This is a genomic window from Bartonella sp. MR90HLJMH, from assembly GCF_042194115.1.
GTDB classification, from domain to species: domain Bacteria; phylum Pseudomonadota; class Alphaproteobacteria; order Rhizobiales; family Rhizobiaceae; genus Bartonella; species Bartonella grahamii.
This window is the reverse complement of the sequence record NZ_JBHIMM010000004.1, coordinates 61,095-86,850: the sequence shown is the minus strand read 5'-3', so window position 1 is coordinate 86,850 and position 25,756 is coordinate 61,095. Positions and strand designations below refer to the sequence as shown.

Sequence of the window (25,756 nt, the reverse complement as noted above, 5' to 3'; positions counted from 1 at the left end):
AATGCAACGGTTGTTAAAACCGTTGCATTATTTATTTCCATACCATTTAATTACTTATCAAAAACTTCAGAAATTAAAATCGTCTAATCTTTTTTATGTCTTTGTTCTGACTTTATTCTTTAATCTACGTCGATTTGCGTCCTATCTAAAAGATTATATTTATGAAAAAATCACTACGTACCCTTATAAGTATAAGGTACAGAAGGAAGCGAATTTAAATCTTTTTTGGGCGTTGTTACGCTTTGGCTTGTTTCTGGAGTATTATAACGCGAACTATGTTCAGGAGATTTTGCAAAAAAAGATCCTAAAAAACCAAAAACAAACCAGATAATAACGACCGCAAGAAGAATAGCAAAAATACCCTTAGCAATTGAAACACGTTGTTCACTATCTCTTCTTTCTGCTGCCATACGTTCTTCATATGTGTGATAATTTTTATCAATCATAGTAGATTCCTTTTCTCAATTCCCTTACCTTTTAATTTCTAGACAATATGCATATATGAAATTATTCAGATACCTATTTTGAGAAAACGATAATTATAGAAAAAAGTTCCAGCTTACTTTATAAAGTTGAGAAAAAGAGGTGAGAGTAGAATTAAAATATCTATAATAGCCTTTGAATTCTATAATAAACCTCTTTGTGTTTTATAATAAAACATTGACACAAAGGTTTTGTTAATAATAGAGTTGTGATCAAAATATCTCATTATTTTTATTAATAAAAATGAAACATACTCAAAAGGTTTTTTATGAAATCTCCTATATCGTCGCTTCCCTTTAAAATAGAAAAACACCCATCTCCTCTGTCAGAAGAAAAATGTGAAGAAATTTTAAAAAATCCCGGTTTTGGTCAATTTTTTACAGACCACATGTGTACTATTCAATGGACTGAAGACAAAGGCTGGCATAATGCCATCATTTCTCAATACAAAGCTTTAGAAATTAACCCTGCAAGTACCGTTTTACATTACGGACAGGAAATTTTTGAGGGTTTAAAAGCATATCGAGCAAAAGATGGGCGCATCTTGCTCTTCCGTCCTGATGCCAATGCACAACGCTTTATAGAATCAGCGAGGCGTTTAGCTATGCCAGAATTGCCAAAAGATATTTTTCTGGATGCCGTTCATCAATTAGTAAAAATTGATCAAAAATGGGTTTCTGATCATCCCAACGCTAGCCTCTATATCCGTCCATTTATGTTTGGCAATGAAAACTTTTTGGGAGTCCGCCCTTCTCAAGAATATCTTTTTTGTATCATAGCCTCTCCAGTTGAATCCTATTTCAAAGGAGAAGAAAAATCTGTCAGTGTATGGATTGAAACAGATTATAGCCGCGCTGGTCCAGGGGGCACAGGCGCTGCAAAATGTGGCGGAAACTATGCAGCAAGCTTACTGGCACAAAAGTGTGCAACGCAAAATAATTGTAGCCAAGTACTCTTTCTTGATATGATTGAACATAAATGGATTGAAGAACTTGGTGGTATGAATGTCTGCTTTATTATGGCAGATAGTACACTTGTAACCCCTGCGCTTAACGGCACTATTCTTCCAGGGATAACTCGTGATTCAATCTTAAGATTAGCTCAACAAATGGGATTAAAAATAGAAGAGCGTCCTTATTCTTTTGCAGCGCTTCAAGAAGATGCAAAGAGTGGACACCTTAAAGAAGTCTTTGCTTGTGGTACAGCTGCCGTTGTCACATCAATTGGTCGTTTTAAATATAAAGGGGGAGAATTTATTATTGGAAATGAAACAGTTGGAGAAGTTACAAAGCAGCTTCGTACACAATTGGTTGGCCTTCAAAAAGGGAACATAGAAGATAAAAATGGCTGGGTTCATTCTGTCCAGCTCTCATAATAATAAGATATTCTCATATCTATAAATGCTTCCATGAAAATAGATTCATGGAAGCGTATTTCCTAAAAAACTCCCTCTATTTTTAATGACGAAAAAAGAAAACATTAATCAAATTTTGAATGATCTCTATGCTGCGCTTTAATATTACGGACTGTACCCGTATGGGAGCGCATTACGAGAGTTTCCGTTTGAATGTAACGAGATGTAAATTTAACACCAGAAAGCATATTGCCATCTGTCACCCCTGTTGCTGCAAACAAAACATCACCCTTTGCCATTTCTTCCATTGTATAAGCTTTATTGGGATCACTAATCCCCATTTTAGCTGCACGAGCAATTTTCTCTTCTGTATCTAGCAGCAAACGACCTTGCATCTGTCCTCCAATGCAGCGCAAAGCAGCAGAAGCTAAAACACCTTCAGGTGCTCCCCCAATCCCCATATAGATATCAATACCTGTTTCTTCTGGATCAGTTGTATCAATAACAGCAGCAACATCTCCATCCCCAATCAAGCGAATCGATGCCCCTGTCGCTCGTACTTCATTAATTAATTTTTCATGACGAGGCCTATCCATAATACAAACAACAATCTGATTAACAGCCACTCCTTTAGCCTTCGCAAGAGCATGGATATTATCGGTAGGACAAGCATCTATATCTACTACTCCCTTTGGATAACCAGGACCAATAGCAATTTTTTTCATATAAACATCAGGAGCGTAAAGGAGATTACCTTTTTCAGCAATTGCAACTACTGCCAAAGAATTGGCAATATTTTTAGCACAAAGTGTTGTTCCCTCTAATGGATCAAGTGCAATATCGATCGCCAATCCACTTTGAAGACCTACTTTTTCTCCAATATAAAGCATAGGCGCTTCATCCCGCTCACCTTCACCAATCACCACTGTACCATCAATAGGCAATCGATTAAGTTCCTGCCGCATTGCATCTACAGCAGCCTGATCCGCAGCTTTTTCATCGCCACGCCCGCGCCAGCGTGCAGCAGCAACAGCAGCACGTTCAGTAACACGTACCAATTCAAGCGTCAAAATACGATCAAGTCCATTTAAAATCTTCTGAGTTGTGGGCATATGAAAAAATCCTACCGAATGAATACCAGAAAAAATATGAGTCCTTATTAAATACTAAGAATAAAGTTTTTGGCAAAGATGAAAATTTTCCACAAGAGACAAAAGAACTCAAGCTTGCCTTTTTGTCATTATCAAGAAAGTTATCAATTCTCTGCCATAGGCTCAATACGAATAAATTGAGATTTTGCAACAAGATGTCCATCTTTTTCAATTTCTGCAAGTGCCTGTCGTACATTCACCTCTGTTGTTTCATGCGTAATTAAAATAATTGTTTTTTCAATTTGATCTTCTACAAAAGATCTTTGAACAATCGACTCCAATGAGATGTGATTATCAGCCATATGCCTTGCAACCGCGGCAAAAACACCAGTACGATCATGAACATTTAAACGAATAAAATAACCCCCTGCATGATGAGAAATACGTGCTTTTTTATGAGGAGTAAGTTCTAATGCTGGACGTCTTAAAACAGGTGCATACTGAAAACCAGAACGCGCTTTTGCTATATCAGCCAAATCACCAATAACGGCTGATGCTGTTGCCATTCCTCCGGCGCCAGGACCAGAAAACAGTAATTCACCTAATAAATCACTTTGAATAGAAAGAGCATTGGTTACGCCATTTATCTGTGCAATCATTGAAGATGTTGGTACCATTGTCGGATGAACGCGTTGCTCTATTCCAGAATCCGTTTTTAATGCAACCCCTAAAAGCTTAATCCGATACCCTAATTCATCAGCTGCTCGAATATCAATTTGCGAAATATTATGAATTCCTTCAACATAAACATCATCTAACGAAACAGCTGTTCCAAATGCCAAGCTTGTCAACAAAGCTAATTTATGAGCAGTATCATTTCCCTCAATATCAAAACTTGGATCTGCTTCAGCATACCCAAGTCTCTGTGCATCTGCTAAACAATCTTTAAATGAAAGACCTTCCGTAAACATGCGTGTTAATATATAATTACAGGTTCCATTGAGAATACCATAAATTCGAGATATGTGATTACTGACAAGTGATTCTCTCATCGCTTTGATAACAGGAATTCCCCCTGCAACAGCTGCTTCAAAATGAAGAAAAATACCTTTTTTTTCTGCAATTATAGCCAGCTCTACTCCATGTCGAGCAAGAAGGGCTTTATTGGCTGTTACAACATGATGTCCCGCCTCAAGCGCTCTCTTAACAGCGGTGTACACCACATCCAATTCACCACCAATTAACTCTACAAAAACATCAATCTCATTAGAAGCAGCCAACTCCACAGCTGAATCAAACCATTTTATATCACTGAGATCAATTCCACGATTACGGTTTTTATCGCGCGCACTAACAGCAACGACTTTGATAAATCGCCCACATTGACAAGCTAAACTATTCGCTTTTTCACATAGAGCTCGAACAACTGAAGTACCAACCGTACCAAGTCCCGCAACACCAACTTTTAAAGCTTCTGCCATTATTAACCACTGATCCCTATCTTCACTGAAAAATCGTTTAAATGATGTGCCAATCAACACAAAGAGTACTTACATCCATAAGAACAAAAGAAATACTCCGCTCTATTCACTTCATGTTCTCCAATAGAATTATCCCCGCTTGTTCAATCAACATTCCTAAAAATATAATATTTATTGTCTTCAAAGATTTCAGAATCTTTATAAAATATCTAATTCAGAATAAAAATCTGTAAAACTGATAAATGCAAGTTGCCATAAAGAAAAGTTCTAAAAAATAATCAATAACAAGTTAAAGAATATTAAGGACTTAGTAAGAAAGAATAAAAACATCTCTTCTAAATTAACAAATACGGAACAAAAAACATTCTTTCATATGATAAATTAAGAGAATGGATAAAACAAAGTAGATCAGTAAATAATAACACATTTCTTCCTACCATTCCATAGTTTGAAATATAAATCTTTAATGCAAAAATCTTAATGCACTTATATATCAAAATAGAACCTTACATTAAAGTAAAAAACAAGACTTAATATGTGCACACCATAATTCTGAAATGTTATAAATATGGAGAATAAATTTGCAAAACTCAAATATTTTACCTAAACTTACTGCCACCCCTTTGAAAAACTAGCGAATTGAAATGACAAAAACCTCAATCTACCCTTTACCCATGCTAATTCATTTTCAAATAAATAACCTTCTCAACATTTGAGGGAACAAATGAAGGGGTTTTAATTTTAATTTCCTTATAAACATGTAAAAGTAAAGATAAGAAAAATATTTTTAATATATTCTGTAAAAATTGCTTTAATATTTTCATTTTCATCATACAGAATCTATTTATATTTTTAAAACTGAAACTAAGCTATGGCTTATGCCTCAAAAAACTTTTGTATGATTGGTATTATTTGTTTATTTGGTAATAAATATTGTCTTTTTACTTCACAAATTATACAGTTTTTTGCTTTATGATAAGTTCAAATGAGAAATCTTCTGTATAAAGGCTCTTTCAGGCAAGTTAAATAATATTCTCATGTGCAAGCAAAGATAACAAACGATAAAATATGCAAAAAATAAACACATTTAAAATAATATTTTGATCATTTTTGCCTACTACTCAAACTGAAAAGAAACAATCCAAACAGGAATTGCTCAAAAATTATTCAATAAAACACACTTTTTTCAAAAAAAATGACACAGAGGGCTTGCGAAGTAAAAAGATCCTCTCTATAAGCCTCATCAATGGTTTGCGCCCATCGTCTAGCGGTTAGGACATCGCCCTTTCACGGCGGAAACAGGGGTTCGATTCCCCTTGGGCGTACCATCATCTTTTTTTCTATGTGTAATACATTCATTTTATTCGTATTTTAAAAAATGAGGAATGCATAAATAAAAACCAGGGAATAAGATTTTTAAAGGGATCTCTTCGTAAAAAAGATACAAGAATCATTAGATAACTGATTTCTTTGTTGCATTTCGAGGATAGTGTTTTACTGCGCACAGTTAATAACAATAAAAATCGATAAAATATAAAAATTAGAGGGTTCTAGCTCGTGATCCGGTGAGTTTATAAGCCATATTCTTGCGTATACCGTTAATTTTTAAATTAAAACCAGCCACATCATTTATACGTTTCTTCCAACCTTCAAAACTGAAATTTACCCCAAAACGCATTTTATATGAAGCATTTCTAATTACAGTGCCTGTGCATCACATTAAACTTTTCTATAAACAAGCAGACCGTAATCTTAGAATTGAAATGCGATATAAAAATAGATTCTTATTCACCTAACACAACAAATCAAGAAACTATAATTTAGAATACGATCAACTTATTAAATGGAAACTCTGATAATAAAAATGCATAATCCCTGCCCCCAGTGATCTAACTACCTTATCTATTAAACAGATTCTTCATCAATCATAGAATAATTATAGATTTGCAAACACATCACTTCTTTTCAAAAAACTTCTATTCAAAAATTAAACCCTCCAACAAAATTTACACTCTATTGATAATATATTCTAAAAATTGATAATATATTCTAAAAGCTCATATTTGAATGCTTTTTTCCCTTGTTTTTACTTTTCATTATAAACTTGAAAGTGCTATAAAGTAGTATCGCTTAAAAAAAAAGGACTTCTAATGGCAAAGATCAAAATAGAAAACCCCGTTGTTGAACTTGATGGGGATGAGATGACCCGTATCATCTGGAAATATATCAAAGATAAATTAATCCATCCCTATCTCGACATTGATCTCAAATATTATGATCTTTCCGTCGAAAATCGTGATGCAACCAATGATCAGGTAACAATCGATTCTGCCAATGCTATCAAAAAATATGGGGTTGGTATAAAATGTGCAACCATCACACCTGATGAGGCACGCGTTAAAGAATTTAACCTAAAAAAAATGTGGAAATCACCTAATGGCACAATTCGCAATATTTTAGGAGGAGTCATTTTTCGCGAACCCATTATCTGTAAAAACGTCCCTCGCCTTGTTCCTAACTGGACAAAGCCAATTATTATCGGACGTCACGCTTTTGGTGATCAGTACAAGGCAACAGATTTTAAATTTCCAGGAAAAGGGAAATTAAGTATTAAATTTGTAGGTGATGACAATCAAGTTATTGAACATGATGTTTTTGATGCCCCAAGCGCAGGGGTTGCTATGGCTATGTATAACCTTGACGAGTCAATTCGTGATTTTGCCCGCGCATCCTTTAATTATGGACTACAACGGAATGTTCCAGTTTATCTTTCAACAAAAAATACCATTCTAAAAACTTACGATGGTCGTTTTAAAGATATCTTTCAAGAAATATTTGATACGGAATTTAAAACTGAATTTGAAAACCGTAAATTATATTACGAACACCGCCTCATTGATGATATGGTTGCTTCTGCACTTAAATGGTCAGGGGGCTATGTATGGGCATGTAAAAACTATGATGGTGATGTTCAATCTGATATTGTTGCTCAAGGCTTTGGTTCCCTTGGTCTCATGACCTCTGTTCTTATGACACCAGATGGTAAAATTGTTGAAGCAGAAGCAGCACACGGCACAGTAACACGCCATTACCGTCAGCATCAAAGAGGCGAAGAAACATCAACAAATTCTATCGCATCTATTTTCGCATGGACACGTGGACTGGCGCACCGTGCTAAACTAGATAACAACGAGAAATTAAAAAACTTCGCCAAAACATTAGAAGAAGTTTGTATTAAGACCGTTGAAGAAGGTTTTATGACCAAAGATCTCGCGCTTTTGATTGGACCTAAACAAAAATGGCTTTCTACAACAGGTTTTCTTGATAAAATTGATGAAAATCTTAAAAAAGCTGTGAACAATTAAGTTATCACTTCATTTAAATTCCAAAGCTCTGCGAAAGGAGGGCTTTGAATCTTTTCTTGGCAAATTCAGATAACTGCCTTATAAATAAAAAAGGTCAACTCTTTACTGAATAGCAAAAACAGTGAAAAAAAAAAGCTGGTCTGCACTTTTATTAGGTAAAAATGGTATTCGCTTTTTAACGTTTATAGGCGGTGTAGTGTTGCACGCTACTAACGTTTATGTGGTTATTACTATTTTACCCTCTCTTATGAGTGATCTTGGCGATGGACTGTATTATTCTTGGGTGGCAACTGTTTTTATTACAGCGTCGCTCCTTGGGACTTCGCTTGCAACAAAAATATTAGAGAAAACAGGTCCTCGCAAAGCTTATGTGATCTCTGGTTTTATTTTTACTTTTGGTACCTTCATATGTGCTACAGCTTCGGCTATGCCATTATTTTTAATAGGGCGCTTTATTCAAGGATTTGGAAGCGGCTCTTTACTATCCCTATCCTATTCTATGGTGCGTCTTGTTTTTAGTCCATCTGTATGGTCACATGCATTGAGTATCATCTCTGGAATGTGGGGAATATCAACCTTGTTAGGACCAGCTATCGGTGGCATTTCTGTACATTATGGCGTATGGAGAGCATCCTTTTGGGTTATCGGCATATTAGCGATAATCTTCTTGCTCATAGCTCTTAAAGTTTTACCAAAAGAAAATGAAAGAGAGATTCCAACATCCCCTTTTCCTCTCCTACAACTCTCCATACTCATCTTATTAATTTTTATTATTTCTGCTGGTAGTGCTATAAATACCACAATTGCGCAAATTTGCGGATTAGTTATTGGATTAACCCTTTTCTTTGTTCTAGCAAAGATCGAATCATCCACACTTCATCCCATGTTACCGCATAAATCCTTTTCCTTCTCTTCTGAGTTTTTTTCTATTTATGCATTGATACTCGTTATGACGACAGTCGTGTATAGCGTAGAGCTTTATTTTCCACTTTTTCTTCAAGAGCTTCATGGACAAGCCCCACTTATTGCTGGTTATATAGCGTCACTCATGAGCTTAGGCTGGACATGCGGTTCTCTATCAAGTGCTGGTATATCCGCAAAAAAAGTTCGCAGCATTATTGTGTATTCCCCCATATTAAGCCTTTTCGGTATAAGCAGTCTTTTATGGCTCATTCCAATAAAAGATTCTACATCTGAACATATTTTTATCATTTGCTTAGCATTGTTTTCTATCGGGATTAGCGCAGGCATAGCGTGGCCGCATTTGTTAACACGGATCTTACAATGTGCAAACAATGAAGATACTCTACGTGCTAGCGAATCCCTTACCTCTGTACAGCTATTTTCAGCCGCGTTAAGTGCAACACTTGCAGGAACAATCACCAATTTTGCTGGTCTCTTTAATCCTGGAGGAATAGTAGGAATGATTTCAGCCGCCAAGACTCTTCTTGTCGTACTCATCGGTCTTTTATTTTGTCTTGGTATTCCATTTGCTCTACGCGTTTCCTATCGCATATTAAAAAACCCAACAGGACAATCAAATAACTAAATAAATAAAAAAATATTTTTTCTCTTAATAGTTAAAAGAAATGTTAAGTATGCTTCTCCATATACCATGAGACGCAAAAAATCATTAATCCACACAAAGTCAGAACACTTCCTAAAATAGCTGTATATTCATAACTATAGCCCAATTTTAAAACTAATGCTCCAGATTCTGCACCAAGAGCGTTGGCAATATTAAAAGCAGACTGCATTAATGCTCCTGCCAAAATCTGTCCCTGTAGTGCAACATCCATAATTTTTGTTTGTATAGAAGGCATAGCAGCAAAAGAAGTCCCAACAAAAAAGCATCCTACTGCCGCTGTTAACGGAGCATAGGATAAAAAGAAAAAAAGAAAAAAAACAAATACGCTCCAAAGCATAGAAAAAAATATCATCGGCGAAATACCAATTTTAACAGCTAATTTAGGCCCCAAGAGATTTCCTACCACCATTCCCAATCCAACTAGCGGCATGATAAATGGTACCCACTCAAGTGAAACACCAGAAATATGCATTAATGTTGACTTGATATAAGTGAAAACAGAAAATAATCCTGACGCTCCCACCGAAACCATAAACAAAAGAAGCCATACCTGCTTTTGCTTTAATGCACCCATTTCGTGCAAAGGATTCGTTTTTGGAAAACTTAAATCACAAGGCAAAAAATTCCAAATAAGCAAACAACATAATAAAGCAATCATACCAACAAGGACAAAAGCAATCTGCCAACCAATAAGTTGACCAATCCAAGTAGCACTGGGTGCTCCCAAAACGGTTGCAATTGTTAAGCCAAGCATAACATATCCAACAGCTTTAGAACGTTCTTTCATTTCTACCATTGAAGAGGCAACCATAGCCGCAAGTCCAAAATAGATTCCATGGGGAAGTCCACTGAGAAAGCGTAATACTACTAATATGCTAAAATCAGAAACAAAGGCACTAGCAATATTTGCTAAAGCATAAAAAAGCATCAATCCTATCAAAACAGTTTTGCGTGATACCTGAGCTGTTGCCACAGCTAAAAGAGGTGCTCCAATCACAACTCCTAATGCATAAGCAGAAATATATTGACCAGCGGTAGGAATATCAACATATGAACTTCGTGCCATCTCTGGCAGTAGCCCCATTGCAACAAACTCTGCAGTACCAATAGCAAAACTCCCCACGGCAAGAGCTAAAATTATTAAACGCCGTATTCTCGAATCAATTCCCAATGCAAGAACTTTTTGTTTATAAGAATCCCTCATATCATCACTTCTGGATAAGAGTTTTAACTGTAGATATCTGTAATATACACAAACAAAAATTCAAAACATTGTTATACGCATGCCCAATAGTCCCCAATAAAGTTTTAGAAATATTTTGATATATAAAGCATTTTATGGAGTTTTAAGTAAGTTCTTTAACGGAAAATCTTTGAAAACCTCAAAGTTATAGATGTATTCACCTATTTTTATCGAATCTGCCAGATAATAAAATTTGTCTCCTCTTTTCAGCAGTTCCGATTTTACAGTAAAACCTTTATTTTGCAACGATATCCTATACCCTATAAATAATTCTAAAATTTGTCGAATAATGCACTTCAAACAAGTGAACCACATCTCATCATTATCTTGATACAAAAATAAAACTTCTCACAAAATTATTGTTGCATTATTTTTGTTATCTAAATGCAGATCATCCAAATTGATAAGCTATAATTTCAACTTTACGCCATTCTTATAAATTATTATAGAATCCTTTAAAAACTCTCATGATAATAGTGCTTGGTTTCTAGATTTATTAAATATCCTCTTTTAGGCAGCTTTACCCCTCCCTCCTCTAACAGAGGAATCGCATCAGATATCTAACTCATTATCTTTAAATTAAAATATTCACGTAAATATATATGCTTATTTTCAGATAAATTCTATAAACAGAGCAGAAAACAAATATAATAAGTTTTATTTTAATATATTTATCTATATTTTATAAATATGGTAATTATCGTGATTAATGTTTACATTTTTATGATATAACAAATTTTTTTATTTTATATATTAATAATATTATATAAATCTATTGTAAGTAATACTTATATTAAGATATTAAAATAATGAAAACTTAAAATATACAATTATAATATTTAAAATGTTATAATCTTAGCTTAGTTTTCTTTTAATTTTCTAAAATTTATCTATACGGTTGTATATAACCCATTCTTTACCTTTAGTAATAAAAAACACAAATTAGCTCATAAAAATACAATTTTCATACTTCTTTAAGAGTTCGCTAACGCCTCATTAACATTGTTGCTTTAAAAAGTCATCAGAAACAGAAATAAACTGTTTTTCTCCGGATCAGGTAGCGCGTACCGGAGTAACAGTTTCTGTTTTATATAGTAATTAGAAAAAGAATATATGCCCTATAAAACCGCACTGCTATATCTTAGGATAGTGGAATTTATAATTTTGGAAGGTGTTTCTAATTTCATATTTTTAGCTAAATTTGTAAGTGCAAGAATAAATTCAATAAAAAAATGAAACGTTATATTACGATTAATATTTTAGCGTCCTTGTGCCCATAGCGCACGAGTTTCAGCGCAAAAATCAGCATAACAGCCTTCTTCAATGGCATCACGAATTCCCTGCATCAGTTGTTGATAATAAAAAAGATTATTCCAAGTCAACAACATACCCCCAAGAGATTCACCAGATTTGATCAAATGATGCAAATAAGCACAACTATAATCATGTGCTGCTGGACAAAGTGACTGCGAATCAAGAGGATGTGGATCTTCTGCATAACGCGCATTACGCAAATTAATTCTACCAAAGCGGGTAAAAGCTAAACCATGACGTCCTGCACGCGTCGGCATAACACAATCAAACATATCAACACCACGAGCAACACTTTGTAAAATATCATCAGGTGTTCCTACTCCCATAAGATAGCGTGGTTTATCCTCTGGTAAAATCGGACAAGTAGTATCCAATACTGCTGTCATAACACTCTGCGGCTCACCAACAGCAAGCCCTCCAATAGCGTAACCTTTTAAATCCATTTCTTTTAATGCTTGAGCAGAACGTTCACGCAGTTTCATATTATCACCACCTTGAACAATCCCAAACAATGCTTTATCTGGCTGATCTCCAAAAGCTGTTTTACAACGCTGCGCCCACCGCAATGAAAGTTCCATAGCTTCTTCCATTTCTTTTTCAGTTGCAGGTAATGCAATACATTGATCTAACTGCATCTGGATATCCGCACCAAGAAGTTCTTGAATTTCGATAGAACGCTCTGGACTCATTTCATAGTAAGCTCCATTAATGTAAGAGCGAAAAATCACACCTTGTTCAGTAATTTTACGGATTCCCGCCAATGACATAACCTGAAAGCCACCAGAATCGGTTAAAATAGGTCCACTCCAGCGTGAAAATTCATGTAATCCTCCCAAACGCGCAACACGTTCAGCTCCTGGACGTAACATTAAATGATAAGTATTCCCTAAAATGATATCTGCACCAAGATCACGTATCTGATCCATATACATAGCCTTAACGGTTCCCGCCGTTCCAACAGGCATAAATGCGGGTGTACGAACACATCCTCGCCCCGTTATAATTTCGCCTCGACGTGCATACCCATCTTGAGCAATTTTTCTATAATGAAATGTCTTTATCATAACTCTCGTCTTTTTGATTCCATCAATGCATATCTCTATAGAAAGAAAAAAGGTATCCCCTTACGAGCATTGTCATAAGCTTTATGAATTAATTTTTGATTCGCTCAATATTGTAACCAGCATAAAAAATTAAACGAGATAAAAGAACATTTCTTGTTAAGAAATCACCATAATAAAGTGATAATCTAGCTCCAGAAAAATAGTAAAATCTTTATAATATCATACCTCAAAATACCTACGCTTAACGCACTAAATCCTTAATAGAACTGCAAAATTATTATCACAATAATCTCATCTTCACATACTTCCATAAGCAGTAACTTTGTACGCATAGAAGAAAAATCTGAACGCATTGTACAGCTTACAATATTCTTTACTTTTACAGATAAAAATTTTTCATCTACTGGGCACGGCGATCCTCACGCTTAATAAAAGCGCAAATGAGCATAATCATTTATCCCCTCACAATATTGAGATAATTCACAAAAAAAATTAACGTGTAATAAAAACACTTAAAAAAACTAAAAATGCTTTTTGTAAAGATTCTCAAATACCAAAAACTCTATCGTAACATTAGAGGCTGAAAAAGCGTATGATGGTACCCGCTCTTGCTCCTTCACAAGCTTTAAAGATGGTAGTGCATAATAGATTTATACTATTATAGCTTTAAAACTATAAACGCCATAAACGTCATTGTGGAAGTGAATGTTGATATGCACTGAGAAATGCTTCTTAAAAAACACGTAAATATGCAACATAAGTATATTCCGTTTGGAACGTTCCTCTATTAAAAAGCGAGAAAAATAAAAGCGTAAGGCTATGCATAACCTTCATTATTTAAATGATATTGCTTTAGATACTTTTTAAAAAAGTAAAGCTGAATTAAAAAGGAGATGGCAAGACTAGCCATTTGTTTCACCTCTGCGCCTTTATATTCTTCTAAGATTAAACTGTCTTCTTGTTTTAAAGATTACACCAATGATATATAATATAAAAGCTGTTTTCCTACCTTGCTAGGAAAACTGGAGCAGCTAGTAAGGCTCTTATCCGTATTAATATGTGTTTCAAACATGCTGCTACATTAGGATTGGATGTTGATTTACAAGCAGCAACAAAAGCACACGCTCTCTCAGGAAAGTAACATCATAAAACCATTAATAGACCGACAATGAATTGAAGAGAAATGCCGAATTTTTTATAAAACACTTTTCCAAACAACAACCATAACACAACAGACTTTGCGTTTTCTTATTCTGACAGGTGTTTGTACAAATCCTTTGCATTATACTCTTCAGGAAGATCCGATTGAAGGAAATATATGGACAATTCTTAGCTCGAAATTATAAAAGGTAAGCGTGATACTACAAAAAAGTTTTGTGTGCCTTTATTGATCAGAAAAGAGTATTTTTTCTTAGAAACTTACAATTGAAATCAGTATAATTTACACTATTTTGCATCCGCAGCAATAACGGCTTTGGTAATTGAATCTGGATCTGCAACAGGTTCACCACGTTTAATTTTATCAACATTTTCCATACCTTCAACAACCTGCCCCCATATGGAATATTGACGATCAAGCCACGGAGCATCTGCAAAACAAATAAAAAACTGAGAATTAGCAGAATTTGGATTCTGACTACGTGCCATAGAAACTGTACCACGCTTATGAGAAAGATTTGAAAACTCTGCTGTTAAATTTGGTTTTTCTGCCCCCCCCATACCCGCACGTGATAAATTGAATTTTTCACTATCCTTCTTTCCAAATTGCACATCCCCAGTTTGCGCCATAAAACCATCAATAACGCGATGGAAAATAACATTATCATAAGCACCTTCACGTACCAGTTCTTTAATACGTGCAACATGACAAGGCGCTAAATCAGCCAAAAGATCAATAACAACTCTACCCTTTGTTGTTTCAAGAATTAAAGTATTCTCTGGATTTTTATTCTCAGCCATATGGAAAGCTCCTTTGATTCATTTCTCAACTTGTAAAGTAGCAGCATTAATAACATCAGGATTTTTTACAGATCCATTATTGCTTGTCGTACCTTTTTTTATTTTATCAACAACATCCATCCCCTTTATAACCTCTCCAACAACCGTATACTGACCATTTAAAAAAGCAGCATCATCAAAACAAATGAAGAATTGAGAATTCGCGGAATCCGGATCTTGTGACCGTGCCATCCCAACAGTACCACGCTTAAACGGCTGCTTTGAAAACTCTGCCGGTATATTGGGATAATTTGAGCCACCCATACCAACGCGTTTCAGATCAAAATCTCTACTGCCTTTTTTTCCAAACTTTACATCACCAGTTTGTGCCATGAAATTAGGAATAACGCGATGAAATACAACATTATTATAGGCCCCCTCTTCTGTTAATCTTTTAATTTGCGCAACATGTTTTGGCGCCAAATCAGGACGCAGACGAATAATGACATCACCATCTTTGAGAGATAAAACAAGAAGGCTTGCATCACTCGCTGGACTAGAATTACCGGCGACAGCGGACAATGAAAAAAAACAAAACACACATAACAAAACAGCAAAAATTCTACGAGACACAATTATTCTCCCCTAAAAGATTGGAATTTCGAGCTCAAAGCTTGTGCAATATTGGGCGGTACAAATGGTGTTACATCACCTCCCATAGAGGCAATTTGGCGTACCAATGTAGAAGTTATTGCACGCCCAGAAACGCTTGCCGGCAAAAAAACAGTTTGCAATTCAGGAGCCATAACGCCATTCATCCCTGCCATTTGCATTTCATAATCAAGATCAGTACCATCACGCAATCCACGAATGAGAAATGAAGCACCAACTTCACGCGCCTTCTCAATTAGAAGGTTGCTAAAGGAAAGAACCTGCAATCGATTAGAATCCGCACCAAAAAAGTCTTTCCCTACCTGCGTAATGAAATCAACACGCTCTTCAAAGCTAAAGAGTGTTTTTTTGTCAGCCTGTATCCCTATAGCGACGACCACCTTATCAGCTAACACAAAACACCCTTTCAAAACATCAAGATGACCATTTGTAAGAGGATCAAAAGAACCTGCGTAAAGAGCAATTTTCATGATTTTACTCCATCCTCTTCAAAATTATTTTTCTTCGCTCATATCAACTGTATCAGAATGCTTCTCACCTTCATCATCTAATGAACTCGTATCATCTTCAGGTTCAGAAATACGTTCAACCGATACGACTCTTTCACCTTTGGCTGTATTAAAAATTGTGACTCCCTTAGTTGAGCGCCCAGCAGTACGAATTCCCTCAACAGGAACACGAATAAGCTGTCCTCCATCTGATACCAACATAATTTGATCTTGCGCCTTCACCGGAAAAGCCGCTACTAATTTACCAATTTCAGCTGTTTTAGATGGATCCGTTGCACGAATCCCTTTTCCGCCACGTCCGGAAATCCGGAACTCATAGGACGAAGAGCGTTTACCATAACCAAACTCACTCACCGTCAAAAGCATTTGTTCACGTGCATGAAGTTCTGTATAACGTTCATCTGTTAACTCTGTTTCAGCACCCCCATCTTCCTCATCAAGAGTTACAATATCTTCAACATCAGCATCTGCACCAGAAGCACGCCGTTCATTCATTACACGTTTAATATAAGCAGAACGCTCAATGGACGTCGCCTCGACATGCTCCAAAATTGTCATCGAAATGACTTTATCGCCTTTAGCTAAATTGATACCACGAACTCCCACAGAATTACGCCCAGCAAAGACACGAACATCAACAACTGGAAAACGGATACATTGTCCATTAGCTGTTGTTAGAACAACATCATCATGTTCTGTACAGGTTTCAACAGAAAGAATTTCATCTTCTTCATCAAGTTTCATTGCAATTTTACCATTACGATTAACTTGAATGAAATCTGATAATTTATTACGACGCACAGTTCCACGTGTCGTCGCAAACATAACATCCAATGCACTCCAGCTCGCTTCATCTTCAGGCAAAGGCATAATCGTTGTAATACGCTCACCTTGTTGTAAGGGAAGCATATTGATCAAAGCCCGCCCACGCGATTGGGGTGTCCCCAGCGGCAATCGCCAAACTTTTTCCTTATAAACAATCCCACGTGATGAAAAGAAAAGAACCGGAGTATGCGTATTGGCAACAAACAATCGCGTTACAAAATCCTCATCCTTCGTGGACATACCAGAACGCCCCTTACCACCACGTCGCTGTGCACGATAGGTATTAAGAGGCACACGTTTAATATAGCCACTATGACTCACCGTTACCACCATATCCTCTGGTGCGATCAGATCTTCACTCTCCATCTCAGCGCTACCAAAACCAAATACGGTACGTCGCGGCGTTGCAAATTCCTCACGAAGAGCACTCAACTCATTCTTAACAATACACATAATGCGTACGCGTGATGCCAAGATATCAAGATAGTCAGCGATATCCACGCCAATTTTATTCAATTCATCAGCGATTTCATCACGCCCAAGGGCTGTCAATCGTTGCAAACGCAATTCTAAAATAGCACGCGCCTGTTCTTCAGAGAGATTATAAGTACCATCCTCATGAATAATATGACGAGGATCATCAATAAGTTTAATCAAAGGCGCGACATCCATTGCTGGCCAGCGTCGCTCCATTAACTGTGCACGTGCTGTCTGCGGATCAGGAGCTTTGCGAATAAGTGCTATAATTTCATCAATATTGGCAACAGCAAGGGCAAGACCAACCAAAACATGTGCTCGCTCACGCGCTTTACGCAAAAGATATTTTGTTCGCCGACTGACAACTTCTTCCCGAAATGAAACAAATGCACGAAGCATATCAAGCAACGTCATCTGTTCGGGTTTTCCCCCATTCAAAGCAACCATATTACAACCAAAGGAAGTTTGTAGCGGCGTATACCGATATAATTGGTTTAAAACAACTTCCGCAACGACATCTTTCTTTAGCTCAATAACAACCCGATACCCATCACGATCAGATTCGTCACGCAAATCAGAGATTCCCTCAATGCGTTTATCGCGCACCAATTCGGCCATTTTCTCAATCATCGTTGCCTTATTAACTTGATAAGGGATCTCACTCACAATAATTGCTTGTCGACCACTGCGAATTTCTTCGATCTCAACTTTAGCACGCATAATGATTGAGCCACGCCCTGTTTCATAAGCTGCACGAACACCAGAATGGCCGAGGATAATGCCTCCTGTAGGAAAATCCGGACCAGGAATAATTTCAATTATTTTATCGAGTGTGATATCGGGATTGTCAATCAAAGCGATACAACCATCAACGATTTCACCAAGATTATGGGGAGGAATATTGGTCGCCATTCCCACAGCAATCCCCCCTGACCCATTAACCAAAAGATTGGGAAAACGCGCTGGTAAGACAACCGGTTCACGCTCACGCCCATCGTAATTATCCTGAAAATCAACAGTATCTTTATCGATATCAGCTAAAAGTTCTTCTGAAACTTTTTCTAAACGACACTCAGTATAGCGCATGGCCGCGGGTGGATCACCATCAACGGAACCAAAATTTCCTTGACCATCAATCAATGGATTTCTTAAAGAAAAGTCCTGCGCCATACGCACTAAAGCATCATAAATTGAAGCATCACCATGGGGATGGAATTTCCCCATAACCTCACCAACAACACCAGCAGATTTACGATATGACTTATTGAAAGAAAGCCCCATCTCATTCATAGCATGAAGGATACGTCGATGAACAGGCTTAAGACCATCACGAACATCAGGGAGTGCACGTGAAACAATCACGCTCATCGCATAATCGAGATAGGAGCGTTGCATTTCATCAATAATACTGATTGGTTCAATACCGGTTAGCACATCACGTTCTGGGTGTGGAGTAAGATCGGTCACAATTTTAAAACTTTCAAAAAAGAATCATTTCACTTTATTTATATCGAAAAATACACCAAAATGCTAATTTCTCCCCCATGACAAAAAAGAAATTTAACAATATTTTTCAATATGTTATTAATTTATGTTAAAATTACCAATAATAATCAACAATTTTCACTTCGCTAAACTTCAAAAATCTGAAACAAACAAATCATAAAGTAATCATAATACGACAAATAAAGACTCTTAAAAAGGTACGTCATCATCTAATTTGTGTGAAAAATTTTCTCCCAATTGATTATTATTTTGACCAAACGTATTTCTCTGATTTGAGTTACTATCGGCAAAGCCACCACTATAACTCCCCCCTTGACTTGCTCCTTGCTCCCCGCCCGCGGCTCCCCGCCCATCAAGCATTTGTAATTCGCCACGGTACTTTTGCAAAACAACCTCTGTTGTATAACGGTCATTTCCATTTTGATCTTGCCATTTTCGTGTCTGTAACTGCCCCTCAATGTAAATTTTGCTGCCTTTTTTTAAATATTGCTCTGCAACTTTGACAAGGTTTTCATTAAAAATAACAATATTATGCCACTCAGTGCGTTCTTTTCGCTCATTTGTATTCCGATCACGCCAACTTTCTGAAGTAGCAATACGCAAATTTGCCACTTGGTCACCAGAATTCAAACGGCGGATTTCAGGATCCGCACCAAGATTACCAATCAAAATAACTTTATTAAGGCTACCAGCCATCGCATAAACTCCAAAATTTTAATTCGTAAAATACTCTGTTTTATAACAGTTATAACCATCTCGACCTTCAATTTACATGTCTGCAATTGACCTTCAATATGGATATTGCTATCCTTTCCCAATATTGTATCCGTGTAATTATAACAAAAGATGATAAAGACGCATAGTTTATTCCACCACGAGAGAATAAAAAGCTGCTTATTTGTATTTTTCTTTTCACAAAACTTATACCTTCCTTTAACATTAAAGCAGTTAAACACATTGTAATTCTAAAAAACAGTTTTATTCCATTTTAGGCGCTCAGTTTTTGTCACATATGCCAAGGATAAAATATGACTTATCAAAAATATATCTCCATTCGCGGTGCACGTGAGCATAACCTTAAAAATATTGATCTCGATCTGCCTCGTGACAAACTTATTGTTATAACAGGACTTTCCGGATCAGGAAAATCATCCTTAGCTTTTGATACAATTTACGCTGAAGGACAACGCCGCTATGTCGAAAGCCTTTCAGCCTATGCACGCCAATTTTTGGAAGTCATGCAAAAACCCGATGTAGACCGCATAGACGGTCTCTCTCCAGCTATCTCCATTGAACAAAAAACAACCAGTCGCAATCCTCGTTCAACGGTAGGTACCGTTACTGAAATCCACGACTACATGCGTCTTCTCTTTGCACGTATTGGTATTCCTCATTCTCCAGCGACAGGACTTCCTATTGAAAGCCAGACCGTAAGCCAAATGGTGGATCAAATTATGTCCTTACCAGAAGGAACACGAATTTTTATTATGGCACCCTTGGTGCGAGGACGAAAGGGAGAATATAAAAAAGAGCTAATAGAACTTTTAAAAAGAGGATTTCAACGAGCTAAAGTTGATGGCGAATTTTATGAAATCCCTGACATTCCACCTCTTGATAAAAAGTATAAACATGACATAGATGTCGTGGTAGACCGCATTGTTGTACAAAAGGATATCACCTCTCGCTTGGCTGATAGTATAGAAACCTGTTTACAACTAGCAAATGGACTTGCCATAGCTGAAATGGCAGACCAACCTTTGACACAAAAAGAAACGACAAAAGAATCTGCTCATAAATCAAAAAATGATACACACAAACGGCTCATTTTCTCAGAAAAGTTTTCCTGCCCTATATCTGGTTTTTCTATTCCTGAAATTGAACCTCGCCTTTTTTCGTTCAATAATCCTTTTGGGGCCTGTCCTCTCTGCGATGGATTGGGTATCAAAAAGGCAGTGGATCCACTAAAAATTGTGCCAAATAAAAATCTTACCCTAAAGAATGGAGCTATTGCTCCTTGGGCTAAATCGGATTCACTTTATTATAGACAAACCTTAGAAGCATTAGGAAAAGCTTACGGTTTCAAACTCACAGATCAATGGTGTGAACTCTCTAATGAAGCACAACAGGCTATTCTCTACGGTACAAAAAAAGATGAAATTTCTTTTATCTATAAAAATAATTCTGGTTCGCATAAAACGACCCAACCTTTTGAAGGAATCATCCCCAATATGGAGAGACGCTGGAAAGAAACCGATTCTGCTTGGTCTCGAGAAGAAATCGAACGTTATATGTCTTCTTCGCCTTGCCCAGCTTGTCATGGTTATCGTTTAAAACCAGAGGCACTTGCTGTAAAAATCCACGGAATGCATATTGGGCAAATATCAGATCTTTCTATTCTAAAGGCAGATGATTGGTTTGCCAATATTCATCAATATCTCACAGAAAAACAACGTAATATCGCCATACGTATTTTAAAAGAAATTCGCGAACGCTTAGCTTTTTTAAATCATGTAGGATTGGAATATCTTACCTTGTCTCGAAATTCAGGAACGCTTTCAGGTGGAGAAAGCCAACGCATTCGGTTAGCATCCCAAATTGGTTCTGGTCTTACAGGCGTTCTTTATATTTTAGATGAACCATCTATCGGTTTACACCAACGCGATAATGAACGCCTTTTGGAAATGCTGCGTCATTTACGCAATCTTGGCAATACAGTTATTGTTGTTGAACATGATGAAGATGCTATTCTCACAGCAGATTATGTTGTCGATATGGGCCCTGCCGCGGGCGTTCATGGTGGAGAAATCATAGCGCAAGGGACACCACAGGAAATTATAGAAAATTCAGCCTCTCTCACAGGGCAATACCTTTCAGGAAAAATGGCTGTTAAAATACCCGCTGAGCGACGCAAAATATCAAAAATGAAAACACTTAAAATCATCGGCGCCAAGGGAAATAACCTCAAAAATATCAATGCGAACATCCCTCTTGGAACCTTCACATGCGTAACCGGTGTTTCTGGAGGAGGAAAATCAACATTTCTTATTGAAACGCTTTTCAAAGCAGCTTCACATCATATCATGGGCTCTCATCACAGCCCTGCCAGCTATGACAAAATTGAAGGATTAGAATTTCTTGATAAAGTCATTGATATCAACCAGTCCCCCATTGGACGCACCCCACGCTCTAATCCCGCAACCTATACAGGCGCTTTTACACCGATTCGTGAGTGGTTTGCCGATCTTCCAGAATCAAAAGCCCGTGGTTATAAAGCTGGGCGTTTTTCATTTAATGTTAAAGGAGGACGTTGCGAAGCATGTCAAGGTGATGGAGTCATAAAAATTGAAATGCACTTTTTACCCGATGTCTATGTTACTTGCGATGTCTGTAAAGGAAAACGCTATAATCGAGAAACACTAGAAATAAAATTCAAAGGACAGTCTATAGCCGATATTTTGGATATGACAATTGAAAAGGCAGAGGAATTTTTCCAAGCTATTCCCGCTATTCATAATAAAATGGAAACTCTCATTAAAGTAGGATTAGGTTACATAAAAGTAGGACAGCAAGCAACCACACTTTCTGGTGGGGAAGCACAACGTGTGAAACTTGCGAAAGAACTTTCACGTAAAACAACAGGACGTACACTCTATATTTTGGATGAACCAACAACAGGTTTACATTTTCACGATATTTCCAAACTTCTTGAAGTGCTGCATGAACTAGTCGAGCAAGGCAACACAGTTATAGTCATTGAACATAACCTTGATGTTATAAAGACAGCCGACTGGATTATTGATTTAGGACCAGAAGGTGGAGATCGTGGTGGCGAAATTGTTGCAATTGGACGCCCTGAAGACATCATTAAGGTTCCCGCTTCCTATACTGGAAAATTTCTAAAAGATGTTTTACTGCGCCCCTCTCTCTATAATTCCAATTCTTAAAAACGCTTTCCATTGTAAATACAGCATACGAACAAAGCCTGTGCTTTTATTGTTACCTGTAAACACCAACACCTAAATTCCAGTGGTGCAACATGTTTAAAGCAAAGACTGAAACAAGTTAGCGCTTTATAAGCTGTTTCAGTTTTCGTATTGCCCATAGGAACGCGCGCATAATTGCGTATTTATTCTCTGTTTTTTTATATCTGAAACGGCCAAACAGCCCAATTTGGAAAGAATACGAAGTTTTAAGGGGATAAATTAAGTTCCTATCTTTACATCTCCTTTTAATTTATCTTTACGATTTTCAAAGGCATCCGCAGCAGTATCTTATAATAAAGAGTGCCCATTGCTTCACGCTTTTGTTTATCGCGTTCCTTAATGGAATCACATTCCTCACGAAGAGACAAAACGCCCCAAACAAAATATATTTGCGTTGCCAATTCACACATCTGTTTTAAAGAAATATTTCTCAACGCTCTCAAGCCCATTTCACGACGGCACCTAATGCTATAATGAGAAATCCATTATTGTACACCACCATCTTTTCCAATATTTGTCTTCCCCTACTCCCTAATATTGTAAAACCTTTAGTTATCGAAAGCTTTCATAAAAAGCATTTTATTTTTTTCAAATATTTTTATCCACACACTCGTACTATTCATGATATACAAAGGCATCGTTTTGATTGATTGACGATAAAAAGATCTAAAATGAGAAAATCTTACGCTATTAGAGTTTCTCATTCAGTGTAGAAAACGTCGAATTATCATTATAAGTCAACGTATTATCTAACAAAAAAGAAACAAAACTTTTTTATTATATTATTTTAATTCTTGTACAAGAATTGTAAGATTTTTTCCAAAAAAACAGTATTTGACTTTATTCTACAAAAGAAACTCTCCTAAAAGAGTATAGAGTGTCATTATTTTCGACTTTTTGTGCACAAAGTATCTGTTGGACATCTTACAGTTGTCAATATAATGTGATGCAGTCTAAAAAGACAAAATAACGTTGGAGATAATTTCAGCATGAAAAAAATTGAAGCCATTATAAAACCTTTCAAACTTGATGAAGTGAAAGAAGCGCTTCAAAAAATTGGGTTACATGGTATTACAGTAACAGAAGCGAAAGGTTTTGGTCGTCAAAGGGAACATACAGAACTTTATCGTGGCACGAAATATGTTGTTGACTTTCTACCTAAAGTAAAGATTGAAATTGTTGTGTCCGATGAAAAACTAGAACAAACTGTTGATGCAATACGTAAAGCAGCTCAAACAAAACATATAGGAGATGGAAAGATATTTGTCTTTTCCATTGATGATGCCATTCGTATAGGCACGGACGAAACCGGTATCGATGCCCTTTAATAAATAACGAGAAAATTCACTTTTTTATCTATCTCAACGCCATATTAAGGAAATTGAATATGACAACCGCATCAGATATTATCAAACAGATTACAGACAACGAAATCCGTTTTGTTGATTTACGTTTTACTGATCCACGAGGAAAATTGCATCACATTACAATGGATATCGCAGAGATCAGCGAAGATACTTTTAGTGATGGTGTCATGTTTGATGGTTCTTCAATTGCTGGTTGGAAAACAATTAATGAATCTGACATGGTTTTAATGCCAGATCCAGAAACAGCACATATTGATCCTTTTTTTGCTCAATCTACTTTGGTCATATTTTGTAATGTACTTGATCCTGTCTCTGGTGAATTTTATCGTAGAGATCCTCGTTCTATTGCCAAAAGGGCTGAGGTTTATATGAAATCTTTAGGCATTGGAGATACAATCAATGTAGGTCCAGAAGCAGAGTTTTTTATCTTTGATGATGTGCGCTATAAAACGGATCCTTACAATACAGGGTTTAAACTCGATTCAAGTGAACTTCCCTCCAATGATGATACGGAATATGAAACAGGCAATCTAGGACATCGCCCACGAATAAAGGGGGGCTACCTTCCTGTTCCGCCGATTGATTCCTGCCAAGATATGCGTTCTGAAATGCTCACAGCACTCAAAGATATGGGCGTACAGGTCGAAAAACACCATCACGAAGTAGCAGCAGGCCAACATGAATTGGGTATTCGTTTTGATACACTCGTTCGCGAGGCTGACAAGATGCAAATTTTTAAATATGTTGTACATCAAATAGCAAACAGTTATGGGAAAACAGCAACCTTCATGCCAAAACCAGTTTTTGGTGATAACGGCTCTGGAATGCATGTTCACATCTCCATTTGGAAAGATGGCAAACCCATTTTTGCAGGAAATGAATATGCCGGACTATCAGAAACCTGTTTATTTTTTATCGGTGGTGTTATTAAGCACGCAAAAGCAATCAATGCTTTTACCAACCCATCCACAAACTCCTATAAACGTTTGGTTCCTGGTTATGAAGCCCCTGTTCTTCTTGCCTATTCAGCACGTAATCGTTCTGCATCTTGCCGTATCCCAATGAGCTCCTCACCAAATTCAAAACGCGTAGAAGTTCGTTTTCCAGACCCAACAGCAAATCCCTATTTGGCATTTGCAGCACTTTTAATGGCTGGTCTTGATGGCATCAAAAACAAAATTCATCCCGGACATGCTATGGATAAAGATCTTTATGATCTTCCCTTAAAAGAACTCAAAGAAATCCCTACTGTTTCAGGAAGTCTGCGTGAAGCGCTTGAAGCACTTGACAAAGATCGTGGCTTTCTTAAAGCTGGCGACGTTTTTGATGATGATCAGATTAATTCCTTCATTCAAGTAAAGATGCAAGAAGTCTTGCGCTACGAAACAACACCCCATCCTGTTGAATTTGACATGTACTATTCTGTTTAAACAATCAATACGCATTCTTTTGATTTTTAAAATGGAGGCAAAAGCCTCCATTTTTGTGGATATTCT

At 36.8% G+C, this 25,756-nt stretch carries 15 protein-coding genes, 1 tRNA gene and 1 pseudogene; 7 read left to right on the top strand and 10 right to left on the bottom strand.

The features are described from left to right. Nucleotides 1-173: 173 nt before the first annotated feature. The gene (locus ACFIJ9_RS04055) at nucleotides 174-446 is read right to left on the bottom strand and encodes a membrane protein (protein WP_015856514.1); all 273 of its coding nucleotides are present in this window, start codon (nucleotides 444-446) and stop codon (nucleotides 174-176) included. Nucleotides 447-751: 305 nt separating this feature from the next. On the opposite strand from ACFIJ9_RS04055, the gene ACFIJ9_RS04050 reads away from it, so the two are divergent. Next, nucleotides 752-1,858: a branched-chain amino acid aminotransferase gene (locus tag ACFIJ9_RS04050; RefSeq protein ID WP_015856515.1), complete on the top strand. Its 1,107-nt coding sequence runs from the start codon at nucleotides 752-754 to the stop codon at nucleotides 1,856-1,858. Between the two features lie 104 nt (nucleotides 1,859-1,962). On the opposite strand, the gene glpX is transcribed toward ACFIJ9_RS04050, so the two are convergent. Together glpX and ACFIJ9_RS04040 are read right to left on the bottom strand one after the other, a co-directional pair. Further along, nucleotides 1,963-2,949: a class II fructose-bisphosphatase gene (glpX, locus tag ACFIJ9_RS04045; protein WP_015856516.1), complete on the bottom strand. Its 987-nt coding sequence runs from the start codon at nucleotides 2,947-2,949 to the stop codon at nucleotides 1,963-1,965. Nucleotides 2,950-3,092: 143 nt separating this feature from the next. Beyond that, entirely contained in the window at nucleotides 3,093-4,409 is a 1,317-nt protein-coding gene (locus ACFIJ9_RS04040; protein WP_375635882.1) for a homoserine dehydrogenase, read from the bottom strand. Between the two features lie 1,253 nt (nucleotides 4,410-5,662). On the opposite strand from ACFIJ9_RS04040, the gene ACFIJ9_RS04035 reads away from it, so the two are divergent. From ACFIJ9_RS04035 to ACFIJ9_RS04025, 3 genes are all read left to right on the top strand, one after another. Then, a tRNA-Glu gene (locus ACFIJ9_RS04035) sits at nucleotides 5,663-5,737 on the top strand. Nucleotides 5,738-6,559: 822 nt separating this feature from the next. Continuing rightward, on the top strand, nucleotides 6,560-7,774 hold the full coding sequence (locus ACFIJ9_RS04030; protein ID WP_375635881.1) for an NADP-dependent isocitrate dehydrogenase: 1,215 nt from the start codon (nucleotides 6,560-6,562) through the stop codon (nucleotides 7,772-7,774). 121 nt (nucleotides 7,775-7,895) lie between these two features. Then, entirely contained in the window at nucleotides 7,896-9,323 is a 1,428-nt protein-coding gene (locus ACFIJ9_RS04025; protein WP_375635880.1) for an MFS transporter, read from the top strand. 43 nt (nucleotides 9,324-9,366) lie between these two features. Here ACFIJ9_RS04025 and ACFIJ9_RS04020 read toward each other — a convergent pair whose 3' ends face one another. From ACFIJ9_RS04020 to ssb, 7 genes and pseudogenes are all read right to left on the bottom strand, one after another. Continuing rightward, nucleotides 9,367-10,566 (bottom strand): MFS transporter, encoded by a 1,200-nt coding sequence (locus ACFIJ9_RS04020; protein ID WP_375635879.1) that lies wholly within the window; start codon nucleotides 10,564-10,566, stop codon nucleotides 9,367-9,369. 1,298 nt (nucleotides 10,567-11,864) lie between these two features. Then, the gene (gene tgt, locus ACFIJ9_RS04015) at nucleotides 11,865-12,983 is read right to left on the bottom strand and encodes a tRNA guanosine(34) transglycosylase Tgt (RefSeq protein WP_375635878.1); all 1,119 of its coding nucleotides are present in this window, start codon (nucleotides 12,981-12,983) and stop codon (nucleotides 11,865-11,867) included. A gap of 1,446 nt (nucleotides 12,984-14,429) precedes the next feature. Next, entirely contained in the window at nucleotides 14,430-14,942 is a 513-nt protein-coding gene (locus tag ACFIJ9_RS04010; protein WP_375635877.1) for a peptidylprolyl isomerase, read from the bottom strand. 18 nt (nucleotides 14,943-14,960) lie between these two features. Beyond that, nucleotides 14,961-15,554 carry a peptidylprolyl isomerase gene (locus tag ACFIJ9_RS04005; RefSeq protein ID WP_375635876.1) on the bottom strand — a complete coding sequence of 198 codons (594 nt, stop codon included), beginning with the start codon at nucleotides 15,552-15,554 and terminating at the stop codon, nucleotides 14,961-14,963. Further along, nucleotides 15,544-16,063, bottom strand: a pseudogene (gene coaD / locus ACFIJ9_RS04000) (pantetheine-phosphate adenylyltransferase). The gene ACFIJ9_RS04005 and the pseudogene coaD overlap by 11 nt, the downstream one beginning before the upstream one ends. Nucleotides 16,064-16,087: 24 nt before the next feature. Beyond that, the gene (gyrA, locus tag ACFIJ9_RS03995) at nucleotides 16,088-18,871 is read right to left on the bottom strand and encodes a DNA gyrase subunit A (protein WP_375635875.1); all 2,784 of its coding nucleotides are present in this window, start codon (nucleotides 18,869-18,871) and stop codon (nucleotides 16,088-16,090) included. A gap of 228 nt (nucleotides 18,872-19,099) precedes the next feature. Further along, nucleotides 19,100-19,606: a single-stranded DNA-binding protein gene (gene ssb, locus ACFIJ9_RS03990; RefSeq protein ID WP_375633841.1), complete on the bottom strand. Its 507-nt coding sequence runs from the start codon at nucleotides 19,604-19,606 to the stop codon at nucleotides 19,100-19,102. A 332-nt stretch (nucleotides 19,607-19,938) separates the two neighbouring features. Here ssb and uvrA point away from each other — a divergent pair, with 332 nt between their 5' ends. The 3 genes from uvrA (at nucleotide 19,939) to glnA (ending at nucleotide 25,690) form a co-directional block, all read left to right on the top strand. Beyond that, on the top strand, nucleotides 19,939-22,854 hold the full coding sequence (uvrA, locus tag ACFIJ9_RS03985) for an excinuclease ABC subunit UvrA (RefSeq protein ID WP_375635874.1): 2,916 nt from the start codon (nucleotides 19,939-19,941) through the stop codon (nucleotides 22,852-22,854). Nucleotides 22,855-23,882: 1,028 nt separating this feature from the next. Continuing rightward, nucleotides 23,883-24,221 carry a P-II family nitrogen regulator gene (locus tag ACFIJ9_RS03980; RefSeq protein ID WP_015856528.1) on the top strand — a complete coding sequence of 113 codons (339 nt, stop codon included), beginning with the start codon at nucleotides 23,883-23,885 and terminating at the stop codon, nucleotides 24,219-24,221. A gap of 59 nt (nucleotides 24,222-24,280) precedes the next feature. Beyond that, nucleotides 24,281-25,690 carry a type I glutamate--ammonia ligase gene (glnA, locus tag ACFIJ9_RS03975; protein WP_015856529.1) on the top strand — a complete coding sequence of 470 codons (1,410 nt, stop codon included), beginning with the start codon at nucleotides 24,281-24,283 and terminating at the stop codon, nucleotides 25,688-25,690. The last annotated feature ends 66 nt before the right edge of the window (nucleotides 25,691-25,756 follow it).

What these genes read in the sequence shown, in the direction of transcription:
- ACFIJ9_RS04055 (WP_015856514.1), bottom strand. Translation starts at nt 446, where the DNA reads ATGATTGATAAAAATTATCACACATATGAAGAACGTATGGCAGCAGAA.
- ACFIJ9_RS04050 (WP_015856515.1), top strand. Translation starts at nt 752, where the DNA reads ATGAAATCTCCTATATCGTCGCTTCCCTTTAAAATAGAAAAACACCCA.
- glpX (WP_015856516.1), bottom strand. Translation starts at nt 2,949, where the DNA reads ATGCCCACAACTCAGAAGATTTTAAATGGACTTGATCGTATTTTGACG.
- ACFIJ9_RS04040 (WP_375635882.1), bottom strand. Translation starts at nt 4,409, where the DNA reads ATGGCAGAAGCTTTAAAAGTTGGTGTTGCGGGACTTGGTACGGTTGGT.
- ACFIJ9_RS04030 (WP_375635881.1), top strand. Translation starts at nt 6,560, where the DNA reads ATGGCAAAGATCAAAATAGAAAACCCCGTTGTTGAACTTGATGGGGAT.
- ACFIJ9_RS04020 (WP_375635879.1), bottom strand. Translation starts at nt 10,566, where the DNA reads ATGAGGGATTCTTATAAACAAAAAGTTCTTGCATTGGGAATTGATTCG.
- tgt (WP_375635878.1), bottom strand. Translation starts at nt 12,983, where the DNA reads ATGATAAAGACATTTCATTATAGAAAAATTGCTCAAGATGGGTATGCA.
- ACFIJ9_RS04010 (WP_375635877.1), bottom strand. Translation starts at nt 14,942, where the DNA reads ATGGCTGAGAATAAAAATCCAGAGAATACTTTAATTCTTGAAACAACA.
- ssb (WP_375633841.1), bottom strand. Translation starts at nt 19,606, where the DNA reads ATGGCTGGTAGCCTTAATAAAGTTATTTTGATTGGTAATCTTGGTGCG.
- uvrA (WP_375635874.1), top strand. Translation starts at nt 19,939, where the DNA reads ATGACTTATCAAAAATATATCTCCATTCGCGGTGCACGTGAGCATAAC.
- ACFIJ9_RS03980 (WP_015856528.1), top strand. Translation starts at nt 23,883, where the DNA reads ATGAAAAAAATTGAAGCCATTATAAAACCTTTCAAACTTGATGAAGTG.
- glnA (WP_015856529.1), top strand. Translation starts at nt 24,281, where the DNA reads ATGACAACCGCATCAGATATTATCAAACAGATTACAGACAACGAAATC.